This window comes from Pseudomonadota bacterium (genome assembly GCA_016719885.1).
Taxonomy (GTDB): domain Bacteria; phylum Pseudomonadota; class Gammaproteobacteria.
This window is the reverse complement of record JADJYF010000020.1, coordinates 50,711-68,403: the sequence shown is the minus strand read 5'-3', so window position 1 is coordinate 68,403 and position 17,693 is coordinate 50,711. Positions and strand designations below refer to the sequence as shown.

General features: G+C 66.2%; 15 protein-coding genes. 8 read left to right on the top strand and 7 right to left on the bottom strand.

The features are described from left to right. The first annotated feature begins 165 nt into the window (after positions 1-165). From IPM80_19600 to IPM80_19585, 4 genes are read left to right on the top strand one after another with little or no spacing between them, the layout of a single operon-like run. Complete coding sequence (locus IPM80_19600) at positions 166-705, top strand: MarR family transcriptional regulator (protein ID MBK8960556.1); 540 nt, start codon at positions 166-168, stop codon at positions 703-705. Continuing rightward, entirely contained in the window at positions 702-2,141 is a 1,440-nt protein-coding gene (locus tag IPM80_19595) for an efflux transporter outer membrane subunit (GenBank protein ID MBK8960555.1), read from the top strand. The genes IPM80_19600 and IPM80_19595 overlap by 4 nt, the downstream gene beginning before the upstream one ends. Positions 2,142-2,157: 16 nt before the next feature. Then, positions 2,158-3,390, top strand: a complete 1,233-nt coding sequence (locus IPM80_19590) for an HlyD family efflux transporter periplasmic adaptor subunit (GenBank protein ID MBK8960554.1) — start codon at positions 2,158-2,160, stop codon at positions 3,388-3,390. Between the two features lie 8 nt (positions 3,391-3,398). Then, entirely contained in the window at positions 3,399-4,997 is a 1,599-nt protein-coding gene (locus tag IPM80_19585; GenBank protein ID MBK8960553.1) for a DHA2 family efflux MFS transporter permease subunit, read from the top strand. A gap of 116 nt (positions 4,998-5,113) precedes the next feature. On the opposite strand, the gene IPM80_19580 is transcribed toward IPM80_19585, so the two are convergent. The 3 genes from IPM80_19580 to IPM80_19570 form a co-directional block, all read right to left on the bottom strand. Next, positions 5,114-6,778 carry an alpha-keto acid decarboxylase family protein gene (locus IPM80_19580; protein ID MBK8960552.1) on the bottom strand — a complete coding sequence of 555 codons (1,665 nt, stop codon included), beginning with the start codon at positions 6,776-6,778 and terminating at the stop codon, positions 5,114-5,116. Between the two features lie 174 nt (positions 6,779-6,952). Then, positions 6,953-7,774, bottom strand: a complete 822-nt coding sequence (locus tag IPM80_19575) for a hypothetical protein (GenBank protein ID MBK8960551.1) — start codon at positions 7,772-7,774, stop codon at positions 6,953-6,955. Continuing rightward, positions 7,771-8,877: an LLM class flavin-dependent oxidoreductase gene (locus IPM80_19570; GenBank protein MBK8960550.1), complete on the bottom strand. Its 1,107-nt coding sequence runs from the start codon at positions 8,875-8,877 to the stop codon at positions 7,771-7,773. Before IPM80_19570 ends, IPM80_19575 begins: the two co-directional genes overlap by 4 nt. A gap of 206 nt (positions 8,878-9,083) precedes the next feature. On the opposite strand from IPM80_19570, the gene IPM80_19565 reads away from it, so the two are divergent. Genes IPM80_19565 through IPM80_19555 form a run of 3 tightly spaced genes read left to right on the top strand, consistent with a single transcriptional unit; the run spans position 9,084 to position 12,498 of the window. Further along, entirely contained in the window at positions 9,084-9,797 is a 714-nt protein-coding gene (locus IPM80_19565; protein MBK8960549.1) for a hypothetical protein, read from the top strand. Next, entirely contained in the window at positions 9,794-11,272 is a 1,479-nt protein-coding gene (locus IPM80_19560; GenBank protein MBK8960548.1) for a RimK family protein, read from the top strand. Before IPM80_19565 ends, IPM80_19560 begins: the two co-directional genes overlap by 4 nt. Then, positions 11,269-12,498, top strand: coding sequence for a glutamate--cysteine ligase (locus IPM80_19555; protein ID MBK8960547.1), 1,230 nt, complete (start codon positions 11,269-11,271; stop codon positions 12,496-12,498). The genes IPM80_19560 and IPM80_19555 overlap by 4 nt, the downstream gene beginning before the upstream one ends. Before the next feature lie 81 nt (positions 12,499-12,579). Here the strand turns inward: IPM80_19555 and IPM80_19550 are convergent, their stop codons facing one another. From IPM80_19550 to IPM80_19540, 3 genes are all read right to left on the bottom strand, one after another. Further along, positions 12,580-13,035: a DUF3237 domain-containing protein gene (locus IPM80_19550; protein ID MBK8960546.1), complete on the bottom strand. Its 456-nt coding sequence runs from the start codon at positions 13,033-13,035 to the stop codon at positions 12,580-12,582. A gap of 116 nt (positions 13,036-13,151) precedes the next feature. Continuing rightward, positions 13,152-14,420 carry an acyl-CoA dehydrogenase family protein gene (locus tag IPM80_19545; GenBank protein ID MBK8960545.1) on the bottom strand — a complete coding sequence of 423 codons (1,269 nt, stop codon included), beginning with the start codon at positions 14,418-14,420 and terminating at the stop codon, positions 13,152-13,154. Next, positions 14,417-15,574 (bottom strand): acyl-CoA dehydrogenase family protein, encoded by a 1,158-nt coding sequence (locus tag IPM80_19540; GenBank protein ID MBK8960544.1) that lies wholly within the window; start codon positions 15,572-15,574, stop codon positions 14,417-14,419. The genes IPM80_19545 and IPM80_19540 overlap by 4 nt, the downstream gene beginning before the upstream one ends. 288 nt (positions 15,575-15,862) lie before the next feature. Between IPM80_19540 and IPM80_19535 the strand changes: the two genes are divergently transcribed. Continuing rightward, on the top strand, positions 15,863-17,188 hold the full coding sequence (locus IPM80_19535) for a hypothetical protein (GenBank protein ID MBK8960543.1): 1,326 nt from the start codon (positions 15,863-15,865) through the stop codon (positions 17,186-17,188). 93 nt (positions 17,189-17,281) lie between these two features. Here the strand turns inward: IPM80_19535 and IPM80_19530 are convergent, their stop codons facing one another. Continuing rightward, positions 17,282-17,671, bottom strand: a complete 390-nt coding sequence (locus tag IPM80_19530) for a nuclear transport factor 2 family protein (GenBank protein ID MBK8960542.1) — start codon at positions 17,669-17,671, stop codon at positions 17,282-17,284. Positions 17,672-17,693: the final 22 nt, after the last annotated feature.

Genomic DNA, 17,693 nt, shown 5'->3' with positions numbered 1-17,693 from the left:
TCGTGGCGCACGCGTGGGAGAGGCCGATGTCCACGGCCACCCCGTTGCGATTCTAACCGGGATTGCGCGCCAGGGCCCGCACCATCGCGAGGCGCGGTCCGCGGCCGACCACGGCCGCGGCAATCAATGCTTGGACAATAACTGCATAGGCAATAATATGCGGGCATGAGCAGTCGCCCGCCGAGTACCGTCCGCCCACGCGCCGCCGGCGCGTCGCGCAGGAACAGCGCATCGACTTTCTACGACGGGCGCACCTACGCCACCGACAACTCCTACGGCTACCTGCTGCGCCGCCTGTATGCGTCCATGCAGCGCCATTTCGAAAAGCGCATGCAGCCGCTCGATCTCACCGCCGGCCAGTGGGGCCCGCTGTTGTTGATGGCCGAGGGGCGCGGCAATACCGCCGCCGAGTTGGCGCGCGGCATGGACATCGACACCGGCGCCATGACACGCATGCTCGATCGCCTGGAGGCCAAGGGCCTGGTGGCGCGCGCGCGCAGCGCCAGCGACCGGCGCGTGGTGCGCCTGGAACTGACCGCCGAGGGCCTCAAGGTCGCGAGCCAGATCCCGCAGCAACTGGCCGAAGTGCTCAACCTCCATCTCAAGGATTTCAAGACGGACGAACTCACCATGCTGATGGGCTTTCTGCAACGCATGATCGCCAACGGCGCGAGCGGCGCCGGCACGCGCGGGGACCGGCCGTGATCGTGCCGCCCGGCAAGGTCGCGCGCTTGGCTCGCATCGCGCTGGCGCTGGCGCTCGCGGGCCTGGGCCTCGCGGGCTGCGTGAGCTCCAAGGGCCTCGCGCCCAGCGCCCAGCCGCTCGACGTGTCCGCCGCCGCCACCGACACCGCGTTCCACGCGTGGCCCGACGAACACTGGTGGACGGTGTACCGCGATGCGTCCCTGAACGAGCTCATCGAGCACGCGCTGGCCGCCAGCCCGTCGCTGGAAAAGGCGCGCGCGCGCATCGCCATGGCGGAAGCGGCCATCGGCTTCACCCACGGCCGCCTGCTGCCCGAGGTCACGTTCGCGGTCGACAGCACCTACCAGCGTTACCCGGAGCACGGCCAGAATCGCAACCTCGGTGGCGAGGGCGGTTCCGACAATGCCATCGAATTCCACGGCACCTACGAACTCGATTTCTTCGGGCGCAACCAGGCGGCGCTGGCCGCCGCGACGTCCAACGCGCGGGCCAGCGCGGCCGCGCAACAGGCGGTGCGGCTGTCGGTGGCGAGCACGGTGGCGCAAGCCTATTTCGTGCTGGCGCGCCAGCTGGCCGAGCGCCAGGTGGTGGCGGACACGCGGCGTCAGCGCGAGAAGATCCTGACGCTGGTGCAGGCGCGTGTCGCAGAAGGCATCGATTCGAACGTCGAACTGCGTCAGGCCGAGGGCGCCTTGCCCGACATCGACGGTCAGCTCGCGCTGCTCGACGAGAACATTGAATTGATGCGCAGCCGGCTGGCGGAACTCGCGGTGGTGCCGCTCGAAAAGACCGCGCGGCTCGCGCCGGCGCTGAAGGATGTCGCGGCGCCGACCTTGCCGGCGTCGATCCCGTCCGACCTGCTGGCGCGCCGCGCCGACATCACCGCCGCGCGTTGGGAAATCGAAGCCACGCTGCGCGGCACCGAGATGGTGAAGGCCGAGTTCTACCCGAGCGTCAACCTGACCGCTTTCGCCGGCATCGCCTCGCTGGGCCTGTCGTCGCTGTTCGAAGCGGGTTCCGGCACGCTGGGCGTGAACCCGACGCTGTCCCTGCCGATCTTCGATGGCGACAGGCTGCGCTCCAAGCTGAAGTTCGCCGATGCGGAGGTCGATCGCGCCATCGCCGAATACAACGGCACCCTGCTCGATGCCCTGCGCGATGTCGTGCATGCGGTCACGTCCTTGCGCGCGCTCGAACATCGCCAGGCCGCGCAGCGCGCGGCGCAGGCGTCGGCCGAGAGCGCCTACGATCTCGCCCTGCAACGCTACAAGGCCGGCCTGACCGGCTATCTCACCGTGCTTGCCACCGAGACCGAGGTCTTGAGCCAGCGTCGCGCCGCCACCGAACTCAAGGCCCGCGCGCTCGATCTCAACGTCGCGCTCAATCGTGCCCTCGGCGGCGGCTTCGATGCCGCCACGGTCACCGCCAGCAATTAATCCGGAAACCCGAACCATGGCCGCACCTGCTTCCACACCCATTCCGCGTGGCAAACGCAAACCCTTGCTGGTGTTGCTGCTGTTGTCGTGCCTCGCCGCCGCCGCCGGCGGCGGTGCGTACTACTGGTGGGTGGCGCGCTTCTTCGAACATACCGACGACGCCTACGTGGCGGCCAACGTGGTCGAAGTCACGCCGCAGGTGACGGGCACGGTGGTGGCGGTGACGGTGCGCGATACCGATCGCGTGACGGCCGGCCAGCTGCTGGTTGAACTCGACCCGGCCGATACCGAGATTGCCCTGCAACAGGCCGAGGCGGAACTCGCGCGCACCCTGCGCCAGGTGCGCACCGTGTACGCCGCCAACGAAACGCTGGCGGCCGACATCGCCGTGCGTCGCGCCGAATTGAAGCGTGCCCTGACCGACGCCGACAAGGCGCAGGGCGATCTGGACACCCGCGCGGCGCTGGTCAAGAGCGGCGCGGTGGGCAAGGAAGAACTCAAGCACGCGCAGGCCGCGCTGGCGACCGCCGAAGCGGTGCGCAACGCCGCCTCGGCGGCGATCGCGGCGGCCGAAGAGCGGCTGTCGGCCAACCAGGCCATGACCGAAGGCGTGGCGCTGGAAGAACATCCCGAGGTGCAGCGCGCCGCGGCGCGCGTGCGCGAAGCCTACCTGGCCTGGGCGCGCACGCGCATCCTGGCGCCGGTCGACGGTGATATCGCCAAGCGCGCGGTGCAGGTCGGGCAGCGCGTGCAGCCCGGCAGCAACCTCTTGTCGGTGGTGCCGCTCGAGCACGTGTGGGTCGACGCCAATTTCAAGGAAGTGCAGCTCGGCGACATGCGCATCGGTCAGCCGGTGACGATGCATGCCGACATGTACGGCGACACGGTCGAATACCACGGCCAGGTGGTCGGCTTCGGCGCCGGCACCGGTTCGGCGTTCGCCTTGCTGCCGGCGCAGAACGCCACCGGCAACTGGATCAAGATCGTGCAGCGTGTGCCGGTGCGTATCGAACTCGACAGCGAGCAAACCAAGGCGCATCCGTTGCGCGTCGGCCTGTCGATGCAGGTGCAGGTCGAAGTGCGCGATACCGGCGGTCCGCGATTGCGCGAGGTGGCGGCGTCCGATGCCGAGCGCAGTCGCACACACATCTTCGAAGACATGACCAAGGCCGCCGACCTGCGCATCGCCGACATCATCGCGCGCAACAGCGGCAAGCTGCGTGGCGATGGCGTGGCCGCGCGGCCCTGAATGTCGCCATGAGCACGGCTGACAGCGATACCGCCGAGGCTCCCGTCGCGCCGCCGCCCGCTGCGCCACCGCCGCCGCTGACCGGCGTCAAGCTGCTGCTCGGCAGTGTCGCGCTGTCCGCCGCGACCTTCATGAACGTGCTCGACACCTCCATCGCCAACGTCTCGATTCCGGCGATCTCGGGCGCGCTGGGCGTGGCGCCCAACCAGGGCACCTGGGTCATCACCTCGTTCGCGGTGTCGAGCGGCATCGGCCTGCCCATGACCGGCTGGCTCGCGCAGCGCTTCGGCGCGGTGCGCCTGTTCACCGCCAGCGTGCTGCTGTTCACCGTCGCGTCGTGGATGTGCGGCATGGCGACCAACATGACCGAACTCATCTTGATGCGCGTGCTGCAGGGCGCGGTGGCCGGGCCCATGATCCCGATGTCGCAGACGCTCATGCTCAGCAGCTATCCGCGCGAGAAGTCCGGCACCGCGCTGGCCATCTGGACCATCACCTCGCTGGTCGGGCCGGTGGTAGGACCGGTGCTCGGCGGCCTCATCACCGACAATTTCCACTGGGCGTGGATTTTCTACATCAACGTGCCGGTGGGACTGGCCGCCGCCGGTATCGCGTGGTGGCTGTACCGCGATCGCGAATCGCCGACGCGGCGCCTGCCGGTGGATTTCGTCGGCCTGGCCTTGCTCGTGATCTGGATAGGCGCGTTCCAGATCATGCTCGACAAGGGCAAGGAACTGGACTGGTTCGAGTCCGGCCAGATCATCGCGCTGGCGATGGTGGCGGCGGTTGGTTTCGTCGCGTTCCTGATCTGGGAGCTGACCGACGAGCACCCGGTGGTGGACTTGAGCCTGTTCGCCAATCGCAACTTCGCGGTCGCGACCATCACCGTGGCGCTCGGCTACAGCGCGTTCTTCGGCAACCTGGTGCTGCTGCCGGCGTGGCTGCAGCAACACATGGGCTATACGCCGACGCTGGCCGGATTTGCCATGGCGCCGGTCGGCCTGCTCGCGATCGTGGTCACGCCGTGGGTGGGCAAGAACATCAACCGCATCGACCCGCGCCTGCTGGCGACCATCGGTTTCTCGACGTTCTCCGTGGTGCTGTGGATGCGCACGCTGTTCAACACCCAGGCCGATTTCGTCACCATCCTCATCCCGACCTTCATCCAGGGCGCGGCCATCGGACTGTTCTTCATTCCGCTGTTCAACCTCGCCCTGTCCGGTGTCCCCATCGAGAGAACCGCCTCGGCGTCCGGCGTGCTGAATTTCCTGCGCATCACCGCCGGCGCGTTCGGCGCCTCGGTCGCGACCACGCTGTGGGACAACCGCGCGTCCATGCATCACGCCTACCTGTCGGAACAGGTCAGTGTCACCAGCCAGGCCTTCGCCACCGGCGCCGGCACCATCACGCGCAGCCTGCCGCCGCCGGCCGAGGCGCTCGCCATCATCAACCACGCGGTCGACCAGCAGGCCTTCATGCTCGCCGCCGCCGACATCTTCCGCATCAGCGCGGTGCTGTTCCTGGGCTTGATGCTGACGGTGTGGCATGCGCGCCCGCAGAAAGCGGCGAGTGCCGCCGGCGCGGCGGATGCGGGCGGGGCGCATTGAGGGGCGGCGCTGCAGCCGGCCATTCTCTTGAACTGTGGGTCAGACTTCAGTCTGACACTTCGGAATTGCAGATCGAGTGTCAGACTGAAGTCTGACCCACACAGGATTTTCAATGGTCAGGAGACCCGCCTGCCGAGCTCCCGCGTCAGCCGCTCCAGCGCCGGTGACACATCGCCTTGCGCGATGTGTACATGGATGACGGCGAGTTGGCGCGTGTCGGCGATGGCCGACTTCAAGGCCGCCACGAATTGCGCTTCGGTGTCGACCTCGTAGCCGCGGCCGCTGCCTATCACGTCCGGAATGCGGCTCACCGCCCACGGCTGCACGTCGTTGAAGCAGCCATCCAGCATCGGTCGCTCGGTGCCGTAGCCATTGTTGTCCAGCACCACCACGATCGGCGTCAGGCCGTAACGCGCGGCGGTGGACAACTCCATGCCGGTCATCTGGAAGGCGCCGTCACCGACCAGCACCAGCGGCCGCCATTGCGGCTCGGCGAGCTGCAGCGCCACGGCGGCGGGCACCGCGAAGCCCAGCGACGCGTAGTAGGCGCAGGCCACGAATTCGCTGCGCGAATGGATGGTCAGATCGATGGCGCCGAACAGGGCATCGCCGGGGTCGGCAATCACCGCGATGTTCTCCGACAGCTCGGCGTCCAGGCATTCGAACAGGCGCGCGATCGAGACCGCGCCATCGCCGACCGGCTCGAAGCTGTCGAGGCGCGCATGACAGCTTGGCGGCAGGGCGCCGCGCGCCACCAGGTTGGCGCGGCACAGGCCGTCGAGAAAGGTCGCGAGGCCGATGCCCTGGAAATGATGACGACGGATGCTCAGCGATTCGGCGCCGGCCGCGATCAGCTTCGCCGGGTCGAGGTTGGCGGTGAAGATGCCGGTGTCGAGATCGGTCAGCATCGCGCCGAGATTGAGCACGCAGTCGCTGGACTCCACCGCCGCACGCGCCATCTCGTTGGACAGGCTGCCGGCATACACGCCGACGAAGCCCGGCAGTTCTTCGTTGACCACCGACTTGCCCATGATGGTGGTGGCGAAGCGGATGCCGGATTTGCCGACCAGCTGGATGAGCTTGTCCTGCAGGCCGAAGCGATGCAGCTCGACGCCCGCCAGGATGATCGGCGCCGTGGCGCGATTGAGCATGTCGACCGCTTCGTGCAAGGCTTCGGCCAGCGTGGCGGCGTCACAGGTCGGCGTCGCGGGAGCGGTGGACTCCGGTCCTTCGTCGGCTATCGGCGCCAAGGCGCGGTCGCGCGGGATCTCGATGTATACCGGCCGCTTGTTGCGCGCCGCCGCCGCCAGCACGCGTCGCACTTCACGCTGCGCGGTCTGCGGGTCATCGAGCAGGCATTGCGCCACCGTCACCTCGCGGAACACGCGCATCTGCGTGCCGAAATCGCGCACACGATGGTGGAGCAGGGCGTCGTTGGCCGCTTCACCGACGCCCGGCGCGCCGCTGATGACGACCACCGGTGAGCGCTCGGCGTAGGCCTGGGCGGTGGAGTTGACGAGCTTCAAGCCGCCGACGCCATAGGTGACCGCCACCGCGCCGAGCCCGCGGATACGCGCGTAGGCATCGGCGGCAAAGCCCGCGCCCTGTTCGTCACAGGTGCCGATCAGTGCCAGCGGCGATTGCTCGATGGCCTTGAACAAGCCGAGCGAGTAATCACCGGGGATGCCGAGCGCGGGACGGCCCCCTCGTGCGAACACCCATGGTGGCACCGCACATCTGACGCGCCGCCAGTTGCCCCTGAATGTCCGACCTCTGAGCATGCGCGCGATGGTCGAGGGTTGACACTGAAATCACCTCGTGGGTCGACTTCAGCGAAACCGCCCGTCGACCTGAATGTCCCGACCTGTGGGGCGGTCAGTCTGACACTCAATGGCCCGCCGAGGCGCCCTCTTGGCACCATCGACACATGAATGTGCGACTGAATTCGCGGGACTTCAGCCTGACAGATAGTCCCACCTGGGGGACCCCGACCGCCGGGTCAGCGCCGACTTGTCCCAACTGCGCCTCCGGGTCATGCCGCTCTCGCGCCGCGCCCGGGGGCAGACCTGGAAGCGCGCCGGCATGAGATGCAGATCGACCACCGCATGAGATCCGGCGATGCCCATGGTCGGCGTCAGCGCGGCGTCGCCGAGGGCGGCGGCGTCGAACGTCGCGAGCTGCGAGCGGCCGCGTATCGAGCGTTTGAAATCGTAGCCCGCCTCGAATTGCACCAGCGCCGGCTCGCCGCCCACCCGCGTCGCGGTCAAGGGCGGCGAGTACTTGATCATGCCGCCGGCGCCGACCAGCGGGATGCATTCGGCGATGGCGACATCGAGTATCGAGCGGCCATCGACGCTCACTTCGCCGCGAATGCGGTCGTAGGTCTCGTGGTAGCTGACCACGGCGTGCCTGCAGTCGAAGCCGTAGCGGCCGCCGAAGTACTTGGCGGCGTCCGCATTGCCGCAGAACGCGCCGGTGATGAAATGCCGCGGCTTGATGCCGGTACGGCAGGCGATGCCGACATAGGCCAGCGTGAACTCGCCGAACGGGCTGTCCTTGGCATGCATGAAGGTGATGCCGAGCACCGCCGGGATGCTCGGGTGCAGCGCCACCGGCAGGCGCGCCAGCGCCGTCTGCATCGGCATCTCGTGCAGCACGTAGAGGATCTGCACATCGGGCAGGACCAGGGTTTCCTGCGGCGAGACATCGAGCGCCATGGCCGCCAGCGGCACGCTGTCCGCCGCGCGGTTGCCGTAGAGCAGGACCGGCGCGTTCATGCGTTCACCGCCGCGCCGACGCGCGCGCCGCTGAAGTGCGGCATGACTTCCTTGGCGAACAGGCGCAGGGAATCGAGCACGTCCTTCTGCGGCAGGTGTTCGCGCGCCTGGATCATGAACACCAGGTGGTCGACGCCGGCCGCCTCCCAGCGCTTGATGGTTTCCACCAGGGCTTGCGGGTTGCCGAAGCACAGGCCGCTGGCCGGCGGCTTCTTCTGGTCGCCCGGCGCATTCGGGTCGGGACGCAGTGAGCCCAACAGGCCGATGGCGGTGTAGTTGTTGGCCGGGTAGGCCTCCGACACCTCGATGGTCTGACCGGCCATGTAGCCGAAGGTCGCGACCAGCTCCTCACCCTTGCGCTTGGCGTAATCGTCGTCCGGATGACAGTAGAGCCAGTTGGCGATCGCGACCTGGTCGTTGACGAAGGCGCCGACCGGCCGGCAGCGCTTGATGCGCTCGCGGTATTCCTTGATGCGCGGCACGCAGCGCTCGACATCGGCAATCGACAGGATCAGCGCGCCCATGCCGCGCTCGGCCGCATCGAACTCGGTGCCCGGCGCGGTCACCGCCACCCACAGCGGCGGGTGCGGGTCCTGCATCGGCTTGGGCAGCACGCAGCGCTCCGGCATGCTGAAGTAGGTGCCGTTGTAGGAGAAGCGTTCCTCGGTCCACATCTTCGGGATCACGCGGCAGAACTCGTCCCAGGTGCGCTTGGTGTCGTCGATGATGGAATTGAAGCCGCCGAGTTCGTTCCAGGTCGAGGAGCGGCCGGTGCCGAACTCGACGCGGCCATTGGACAGGTGATCGAGGAAGGCGGCCTTTTCGGCCCAGCGGATCGGCGAATGCATGGACGGCACGCAGGTGCCGATGCCGAAGCCGAGGCGAATGTGCTTGGTTTCGCGCGCGGCGGCGGTCAGGAACATGTCCGGGCAGCTCGCGTGGCTGTATTCTTCGAGGAAGTGATGCTCGACACACCACACGCTGCCGAAGCCGAGTTCATCGACCACGCGAATCTGTTCGAGTGCGTTTTCGAACACCTCGCGCTGGGTGGCCGCGGTGAAGGGGCGCGGCGTGGACAGTTCGTAGATCAATCCGAATTTCATCGTGGCGGTTCCTCGCGACATAATGCGATGGCGAGCACGCTTGCGATTGACGCCGTGCTCTTCCCTTGCATGGCATTAAACCCGAAAATCGCGGGCCGTCCTAGGCGCTCGATCTGGGTATCGAGCGCCGGGTCGCAAGGTAAAATCCGTCACCCTGGAGGGGCCGCGTCTGAGCATTCGTCACCCGATTTCGCAGCGTCGCCGCGATGCCTGAAGACGTCGTCGAACTGCCCGTCGACATCGAGCCGCAGCCCGACGGCATCACCTGCGGTCCGACCTGTCTGCATGCGCTGTATCGCTACCACGGCCTCGATGTCAGCCTGTCCAAGGTCATCGGCTCGGTCACGTCGCTGGACGAGGGCGGCACGCTCGAGGTGCATCTCGCCTGCGACGCCCTGAAGCGTGGCTTCGAGGCCACCATCTACACCTTCAATCTGAACCTGTTCGACCCGACCTGGTTCGAGGATGCGGACACCGACATCGCCGCCAAGCTGCGCGAGCGCGCGGCGCGCAAACGCAGCGCCAAGTTCAAATTCGCGGTCGAAGGCTATTGTGAATTCCTGGAACGTGGCGGACGTCTGCGTTTTACCGACCTGACTCGTGGTGAACTGCGCGGCATGTTCCGTCGCGGCGTGCCGGTGATTGCCGGTCTCAATCTCACTTACCTCTATCGTCAGGCCCGCATCGCCGGGCCGCACGACGATCCGGACGACGTGCACGGCGAATCCTGTGGTCACTTCGTGGTGCTGGCCGGTTACAACCGCGAGGACCGCAGCATCGCCGTGGCCGATCCCTACGTACCCAACCCGGTTGGCGCGGGCCACAAGTACTGGGTACACATCGATCGCGTGATCGGTGCCATCCTGCTCGGCGTCATGACCTACGACGCCAGCCTGCTCATCCTGGAGCGTGAGAAATGAGTGCTCTTCTGGTCGTCGACAATCCCAAGCGCTGGCCGCTGACCATTCCCGGCGTCGAAGTAATCTCGTCGGGTGACTACCTGACGGACCGCCGCTACAGCGACATGCGCGCCGCCAAGGTCTTCAACCTGTGCCGCTCCTATCGCTACCAGACCGGCGGCTACTACGTGTCCTTGCTGGCCGAAGCGCGCGGCCATCGGCCGATGCCGAGCATCAGCACCCTGCAGGGCCTGCGCTCGCGCAGCGTGGTGCGGGCGCTGTCGGAGGACCTCGACGAGCGCATTCAGCGCATGCTGAAGCCGCTGCGCTCGAAGAGCTTCGAGCTGTCTGTCTACTTCGGACAGAACATGGCCAGCCGCTACGACGCGCTGGCCAAGGCCTTGTTCGACCTGTTCCCGGCGCCCCTGCTGCGCGCGCGCCTGGAGCGCAGCGGCAAGCGTTGGGAATTACGCTCGGTGGTGCTGGTCGGCGCCAATGACATTCCCGAAAAGCATCACGCCTTCGTGGCACAGGCCGCCGCCACGCATTTCCAGCGCAGCCACCCGGTGCGGCGCAAGCGCGCCGCCTCGCGCTTCGACGTCGCGATCCTCGTCGACCCGAATGAAAAGACGCCGCCCTCCGATGCGCGCGCGCTGAAGAAATTCGAACGCGCCGCCGACGCGGTCGGCATGGCCTGTGAATTCATCACGCGCGATGATGTCGGGCGCCTGGCCGAATTCGATGCCTTGTTCATCCGCGAAACGACGGCGGTCAACCACCACACCTTCCGCATGGCGACGCGCGCCGAGGCCGAGGGCCTGGTGGTCATCGACGATCCGCGCTCCATCATCCGCTGCACCAACAAGGTCTATCTTGCCGAACTGCTGGACCGTTACGACGTCGCCATTCCCAAGACCCTGATCGTGCATCGCGGCAACGCCCACGAGGTCGAGGCGGTGTGCGGCTTCCCGTGCGTGCTGAAGGCGCCGGACAGTTCGTTCTCGGCCGGCGTCATCAAGGTCGCCGATGCCGAGGAATTGCATCGCGCGCTGGCGAAATTCTTCGATGGCTCGGATCTGGTCGTCGCGCAGGAGTTCTGCCCCACCGATTTCGATTGGCGGGTGGGCGTGCTCGACGGTCGGCCGCTCTATGTGTGCCGTTACCACATGGCCAAGAGCCATTGGCAGGTGATCCAGCGCGACGCCAGTGGCAAGACCGCCGCCGAGGGCGCGGTCGATACCCTCTCCGTCGCCGAAGCGCCGGCCGACATCGTGCGTGCCGCGGTGCGCGCCGCCAATCTCATCGGCGACGGCTTCTATGGCGTCGACTTGAAACGCATCGGCCGTCGCGCGGTGGTGATCGAAGTCAACGACAATCCCAATGTCGATGCCGGCAACGAAGACAAGATCCTGAAAGATGCCCTGTACCGCGAAATCATGGGGCTCATGCTCCGCCGCATCATCGCGCGCAAGCGCCTGGAGTTCGACATCGCATGAGCAAGCGCGCCCCCCTGCATGCCTTCGCCGCTTACGGCATCGAGATTGAATACGCCATCGTCGACCGCGACACGCTGGACGTGCGCGCGATCGCCGACAGGCTGCTTGCCGACGTGGCGGGCGCCGAGGTCAACGAGTTCGCCGACGGGCCCATCGGCTGGTCGAATGAATTGTCGCTGCACGTCATCGAATTGAAGACCAACGGGCCGGCCGCCAGTCTCGATGGCCTCGACGATTTGTTCAGCGCGGAAGTGGCGCGCATCGAGCGCCTGCTGGCAAAGCACGACGCGCGCATCCTGCCGGGGCCCATGCATCCGTGGATGGACCCCTTGACCGAGCAACGCCTGTGGCCCCACGAGCAGAACGAGATCTACGCCGCCTACGACCGCATCTTCAATTGCCGCGGTCATGGCTGGGCGAACCTGCAGAGCATGCACATCAACCTGCCGTTCGCCGACGATGCCGAGTTCGTGCGCCTGCACGATGCCATCCGCATCGCCCTGCCGCTGTTGCCGGCGCTGGCGGCAGCCTCGCCCTACGTGGACGGCAAGGCCAGCGGCCTGCTCGACACGCGCCTCGAAACCTATCGGCTGAACCAGAAGCGCGTGCCGGAGATTACCGGCCGTGTGGTCCCGGAGTGCGTGGCCAGCATCGATGAATACCATGAGCGCATCCTGGCGCCGATGTTCCGCGCCATCGCGCCGCTCGACACCGACAAGGTGCTGGACGGCGAATGGCTCAATTCACGCGGCGCGATTGCGCGCTTCGAACGCGGCGCCATCGAGATCCGCATACTCGATGCGCAGGAAAGCCCACGTGCCGACCTCGCCGTGGCGCGCGCGGTGGTGGCGCTGGTCAAGGCCCTGTACGAGGAGCGCTTCAGTTCACGCGACGCGCAGGCGGTGGTGTCGACCGAGGCGCTGGCGAGCCTGTTCGAGCGCAGCCTCAGGGACGGTGAACAGGTCGTGATCGAGGATGCTTCGGTACTTGCCGCGCTTGGTCTCGGCGCGCAGGCCTGCACCATGGGTGAGGCGTGGCACACCCTGTGTACGCGCAACGGTGTGCTGGAAGGGCCGGGCGGTGAACACGTCGCTGCCCTGTTGCGCCGCGCGCCGCTGGCGCGGCGCCTGCTGGCGGTAGGCGGGCAGACGCCGACGCGGGAGCAGTTGCGCGGCTTATACCGCGACCTGAGCGGCGCACTGGAGGCGAACCGCTTGTTCGCGTAACGCCGCCACATGTGGGTCAGACTTCAGTCTGACACTGCCGTCGCGCCTCGAATATCCGACTGAAGTCGGACCCACAAACGATCAGTCGTTGACCACCTGGAACACCCGGTAATCGACGCGGCCGGCGCCGATCTTGCCCTGTGCCACGCAGATCATGTTGTTGACCCACGAATAGCGCGGATCGCCGGTCTGCATGCGCGGCGCGGTGACGAAATAGCTTTCGCCGAACTCGGTGCTGCCGTTGCCGGCCAGCGCGGCTTGCACCTTGGGTGTCAATTCCAGCTTGCCGATGTATTCGAGGTAGATGAAGGCGCCGTCGTGGGTTTCGAGCGTCGCGCGCACGTCGAGGTGGCCGAAGTCCTCGGTCATGGTCAGCCAGTCGGCGCAGCCGGCTTTGCGGATCACGCCTTTCAGCCGCGGCCCTTCGAATTCGCCGCCGTCCACTTCCACGATCAGGCGATTGCCGTACATGCCGGGTCCGACCGGCAAGGCATTCGTGAGCTTGGCGTAGTAGGTCATCAAGGGCACGAGTTTCATGGTTGCGCTCCGTGTTGCAGGTGGGAACGACAATGCGGGGTCGGCCCGCGCACTGTCAAGAACGCCGGGCACACCTCGCCGCGCGGGCGAGATGTGCTGTGCCAGCGCGGTGACCCTTACTCCACCACGCCCTTGGGCGCGCGCTGCTTCATGAAGCCGAACATGTAGCCCGCCACGCGGCGCATCTGGATCTCTTCCGCGCCTTCGGTGATGCGATAGCGGCGATGATGACGGTAGATGTGTTCGAACGGCTTGTGCCGTGAATAACCCATGCCGCCATGGACCTGCATGGCGCGGTCGGCCGCTTCGCAGCACAGGCGGTTAGACCAGAAATTGCACATCGATACCTTGTCCGACACCGAGAAGGCGCCGTACTTGTCCATCATCCACGCGGTCTTGTGGATGAGCGCGCGCACCATCTCGCACTGGGTCTGCAGTTCCACCAGCGGAAACTGGATGCCCTGGTTCGATGCCAGCGGCTTGCCGAAGGGTTTGCGTTCGAGCGCGTAGGCCACCGCTTCGTTGACGCAGAACTGCGCGGCGCCGAGGCTGGAGGCCGCCTGGCGGATGCGATTCTCGTTGAAGAAGTGCTGCACTATCTGCAGGCCACGGCCTTCCTTGCCGAGGATCGCCGAATCCGGCACTTCGACATCGGTCATGCTGATATGGCCATGGTCGGTCGGCATGTTGAAGGTCCACAGCATCTGTTCGACCTTGAAGCCCTTCGCATCGGTCGGCACCAGGAAGGCGGTGATGCCGTCACCGTCGCCGGCCTTGCCGGCGGTACGCGCGAAGATCATGTCGCAGGGCGCGGTGTGGATGCCGGTGTTCCAGGTCTTTTCGCCGTTGATGCGCCAGCCATTGGCGGTGCGCACGGCGGTGGTTTCCATGTGGGTGGCATCCGAGCCGTGCTTGGGCTCGGTGATGCCGAAGGCGATGAAGCCGGTGCCGTTGGCCAACGGTTCCACCCATTGGCGCTTCTGTTCTTCGCTGCCGTAGTGGAGCATCAGCAACAGGCCGATGTTGTTGGCGACGATGGCGTGCTCGTTCTGCAGATCGCAGTGCAGGCCAAGGCCCTTGGCCGCCAGGTGTTCGCGGATCACCGCCATGCCGAGATTGGTGCCGTCGCGGCCGCCGAATTCCTTGGGGAAGGCATAGCGGTAGTGACCGGCGGCGTCGGCGCGGCGTCGTGCTTCGGCCAGCAGCGCTTCCCAGTCGTGGCGCGGAATGCCGCCGTTGTCCCAATCGGTGCGGGAATGTTCGCGGCGATGATCGAAGAAGCGGATGTTGTCGTCTTCGGCCTCGAGCGGTTTGATCTCCTGCTCGATGAACTGGTCCAGTTCCGCGAGATACGCTTGCAGTTCTTCCGGTAGTTCGAAATTCACGCCACTTCCCTCAACAGTTCACGCGCGATGATGACGCGCTGGATTTCACTGGTGCCTTCGTAAATCGTGGTCACGCGTGCGTCGCGCGCCAGGCGCTCGAGCGGCATCGCCTCGGTGTAGCCGACGCCGCCCATCAATTGCAGCGCCGTGTAGCAGGCCTTGTTGGCGCACTCGGTCGCGAACAGCTTGGCCATCGACGCGGCCTTGGCATAGGGCAGGCCGCTCTCTTTCTGGAAGGCGGCGTTCATGAGCAGCAGGCGCGCCGCTTCGAGTTCGGTGTAGGTGTCGGCCAGCATCCACTGCACGCCCTGGAAATCGCCGATGCGCTTGCCGAACTGTTCATGCTCGGTGACGTACTTGCGCGCGATGTCGATGGCGGCGTTGCCGATGCCGAGCGCCAGCGAACCGATGCCGATGCGGCCGCCGGTCAGTTCGCCGACCGCGATGCGAAAGCCGTCATTCTCGCGACCCAGCATGGCGCTGGCCGGCACACGCACGTCTTCGAAGATGACCGGGTTGGTGCTCGAACCGCGCTGGCCCATCTTGTGTTCATGCGGACCGATGGAGAGGCCCGGCGTGCCGGCTTCGACCAGGAAGCAGGAAATGCCCTTGCCCGGTGCGGCGTCGGCATCGGTCACCGCCCACACCACGAACACGCCGGCGTACTCGGCGTTCGAGATCCACATCTTGGTGCCGTTCAACACGTAGTCGGCGCCGTCGCGACGCGCGCGGGTCTTCATGGCCGACGGATCGGAGCCGGCGCCGGCCTCGGACAGGCAGAAGCCGGCGGCCGGGTATTCACCATTGCAGATGCGTTCGATGTAGCGCTGCTTCTGCGCGTCGTTGCCGATGGCCTGGATGACTTCGGCCACCATGTTGTTGACCGACATCGCCACCGCCGTCGAGGCGCAGGCGCTGGCCACTTCGGTGACCGCGACGCTGAACGCCACCACGCCCACGCCGCTGCCGCCGTGGGCCGGGTCGACGTTGAGGCCCATGAAGCCGAGTTCGGCGAGCTTCTTCAGGTTGGCGAGATAGGCGCCGCGAAATTCCGGCCGTTCGACCTCGGCCGCGACCGGCGCCAGTTCGCTCGCGGCGAAGCGCCGCGCGGTGTCTTGGATGAGCGCTTGTTCTTCGGTGAGAGCGAGATGCATGCGGCTTCCGGGTCGGGTGGGGGAGCCGGAATAGTGCCGTAGCAGCCCGCAAAAGGCTACTTGGCAGCGTCCGCCACGCGCTATCAGTGGCACGCAAGTGCGGGCCGCGCGCGGCGGGTGGCAAAGGACTGCCGGGCGATGACGTCCCCGGTGCGCGTCTCCCAATTGAGAGTGGCGCAGGGTATGGCGCGTTTCCTACAGTTTCCTCCGAGTCTTGATTCGCGTCGCAGCGTCGCGCCGGGCGGGGCGATGCCGGTCGTGGTGTTCTGTCAGGCAAAGGAGAGTGACATGAGTGTTTCGAGTCGCAGCAGGCTGCTGGTCATCTTGTTGGCATCAGTGCAATTGGGCGGGTGCGCCAGTGTCATGAGTCCACGCGTGACTCCAGTCACTCCTGTCGCGTCCAGTGACGTGGATGCGGCCAAGGGGCGGTTGCAGCAAGTCATCACGGAACTCGACAAAGGTATCGAAGAACACATGAAGTTCGAGTTCTGGTCTGGCGCGGGACTGTTGGGCATCGGGCTGGGCGCAACCACGCTCGGCGCATTCAGTGGCTCTCGAGATGCCATCTTGGGGACCGCCGCGCTGGGTGCGGCGGTAACGGCCGGCCGTACCTATATTCCGATACAGGAGCGCAAGGCGATCTATGAGCAAGGCATCGCGGCGCTGCAGTGCGGCCGTATCGCCGTCGACAGGACGCCGCCAGCCGATGTCGATGGCGCTCCCGAGATTGTGACGTTTCTGAATTCAAGCGACACCGAACTCGAGAAAGCGTCCATGGCGCTGCAGGCCCAGTACTCCATCCCGGCCGCCACTGTTGTCGCCGCCAGCGCGCGCGACACGCTCGCCAGCCGGCAGGAGTTGCGGCAGGCGCTGTCTCGTGTCACGCGGCTGCTTGATTTCGATGACGCAGCGAAAGTGCGAATGCTGGACAGCGTGACGGTCGGCGTGGTCCAGACCGTGAACCTGCAGCTACTGGCGCACGGGCCCAAATTGGATGCGGCGATGGATACGGTCAAAACCACATTTGGCGCCCGCGAAAAAGAACTGGCTGAGGCTGGCAAGAAGCTTCGTGAAGCGGCCAATGCCGTGGCCAAGGATATCAATGCGGTCAAGGCAACGGCGGCTCCGGCCGTCGAGTCCGCCAACGCCCAAGTGGCGGCGGCCGAGACCAACCGTCAAGCGCTGAGCCAGCAAGTTGAATCCAGCGCTGCCCTGGCCCGCCACGGTGCCCCTTTCGGTGTCCGCGGCAGGATGTCGGCGCGTGTCGACAGCTTGGAAGCAAAACTCAAGGATAACGGAGACGCGGCGCTGGCCGCGAGCGAGCAAGCCGAACTTGTTTCGCTCAAGGACAATCTCGCCATGATGGATACCACCCACAAGCTTCTCGCGATGGAAGCCGACAGGGCCCAGGTGGCATTCACCAATGCCGCCGATCAAGAGGCGCAGATAAAGAAAGACGCGAAGGTTGTCGAGGAGGCTGCCAAGACGGTGCAAGGCGAGGCTGATGAAACTGAACCGGTCGCAAATGCCGCGCTCGATATCGCCGCGGCGCTTGAAATCCTGACGAAGTCAGCCGTGCCTGCGAAATGCTTCGAAGCGCTGATCGGTTCATGACACCGGATGAATTTCGCAAGCGTGCGCGGCCGGCTTCCCCAGCCGGCCGTGCTGGCCGCGTCAGGCATGCCCGAGCGGCGTGCCTGACGCCGGCTACTTGCTGATGGCGTCCAGCAAGGGCTTGAAGGTGGCCAGATCCCAGTAATCGCACCAGCGTACGATGAGGCCTTCGCGCAGCACGAACACGCCGGCCACCGGCAGCACCACGCGCAGGTTGCGCCGCTCCCACACTTCGGTGCGGGCGTTCATGACCGTGTCGCCTTCCGCCACCTGGTGGTGGATTTCCATGGAGGTCAGGGTGGAGTGGGTGCCATCGACGAAGGGCTGCAGGAATTCCTGCACGGTGCGTGCGCCGCGCATCGGTTCCCACGGCATGTTCTGGTAGAACACGTCGTTGCTGAGATGAAGCGCGGCGAGCGCCATGTCGCCGCCCTGCAGGCTGTGGCAGAAGCGGCGGACGGTTTCGGAATTGCTGGCGGTCATGTCGGTGGCTGCGTTGCGAGGG

What these genes read in the sequence shown, in the direction of transcription:
- IPM80_19600 (MBK8960556.1), top strand. Translation starts at nt 166, where the DNA reads ATGAGCAGTCGCCCGCCGAGTACCGTCCGCCCACGCGCCGCCGGCGCG.
- IPM80_19590 (MBK8960554.1), top strand. Translation starts at nt 2,158, where the DNA reads ATGGCCGCACCTGCTTCCACACCCATTCCGCGTGGCAAACGCAAACCC.
- IPM80_19585 (MBK8960553.1), top strand. Translation starts at nt 3,399, where the DNA reads ATGAGCACGGCTGACAGCGATACCGCCGAGGCTCCCGTCGCGCCGCCG.
- IPM80_19580 (MBK8960552.1), bottom strand. Translation starts at nt 6,778, where the DNA reads ATGCTCAGAGGTCGGACATTCAGGGGCAACTGGCGGCGCGTCAGATGT.
- IPM80_19575 (MBK8960551.1), bottom strand. Translation starts at nt 7,774, where the DNA reads ATGAACGCGCCGGTCCTGCTCTACGGCAACCGCGCGGCGGACAGCGTG.
- IPM80_19570 (MBK8960550.1), bottom strand. Translation starts at nt 8,877, where the DNA reads ATGAAATTCGGATTGATCTACGAACTGTCCACGCCGCGCCCCTTCACC.
- IPM80_19565 (MBK8960549.1), top strand. Translation starts at nt 9,084, where the DNA reads ATGCCTGAAGACGTCGTCGAACTGCCCGTCGACATCGAGCCGCAGCCC.
- IPM80_19560 (MBK8960548.1), top strand. Translation starts at nt 9,794, where the DNA reads ATGAGTGCTCTTCTGGTCGTCGACAATCCCAAGCGCTGGCCGCTGACC.
- IPM80_19555 (MBK8960547.1), top strand. Translation starts at nt 11,269, where the DNA reads ATGAGCAAGCGCGCCCCCCTGCATGCCTTCGCCGCTTACGGCATCGAG.
- IPM80_19550 (MBK8960546.1), bottom strand. Translation starts at nt 13,035, where the DNA reads ATGAAACTCGTGCCCTTGATGACCTACTACGCCAAGCTCACGAATGCC.
- IPM80_19540 (MBK8960544.1), bottom strand. Translation starts at nt 15,574, where the DNA reads ATGCATCTCGCTCTCACCGAAGAACAAGCGCTCATCCAAGACACCGCG.
- IPM80_19535 (MBK8960543.1), top strand. Translation starts at nt 15,863, where the DNA reads ATGAGTGTTTCGAGTCGCAGCAGGCTGCTGGTCATCTTGTTGGCATCA.
- IPM80_19530 (MBK8960542.1), bottom strand. Translation starts at nt 17,671, where the DNA reads ATGACCGCCAGCAATTCCGAAACCGTCCGCCGCTTCTGCCACAGCCTG.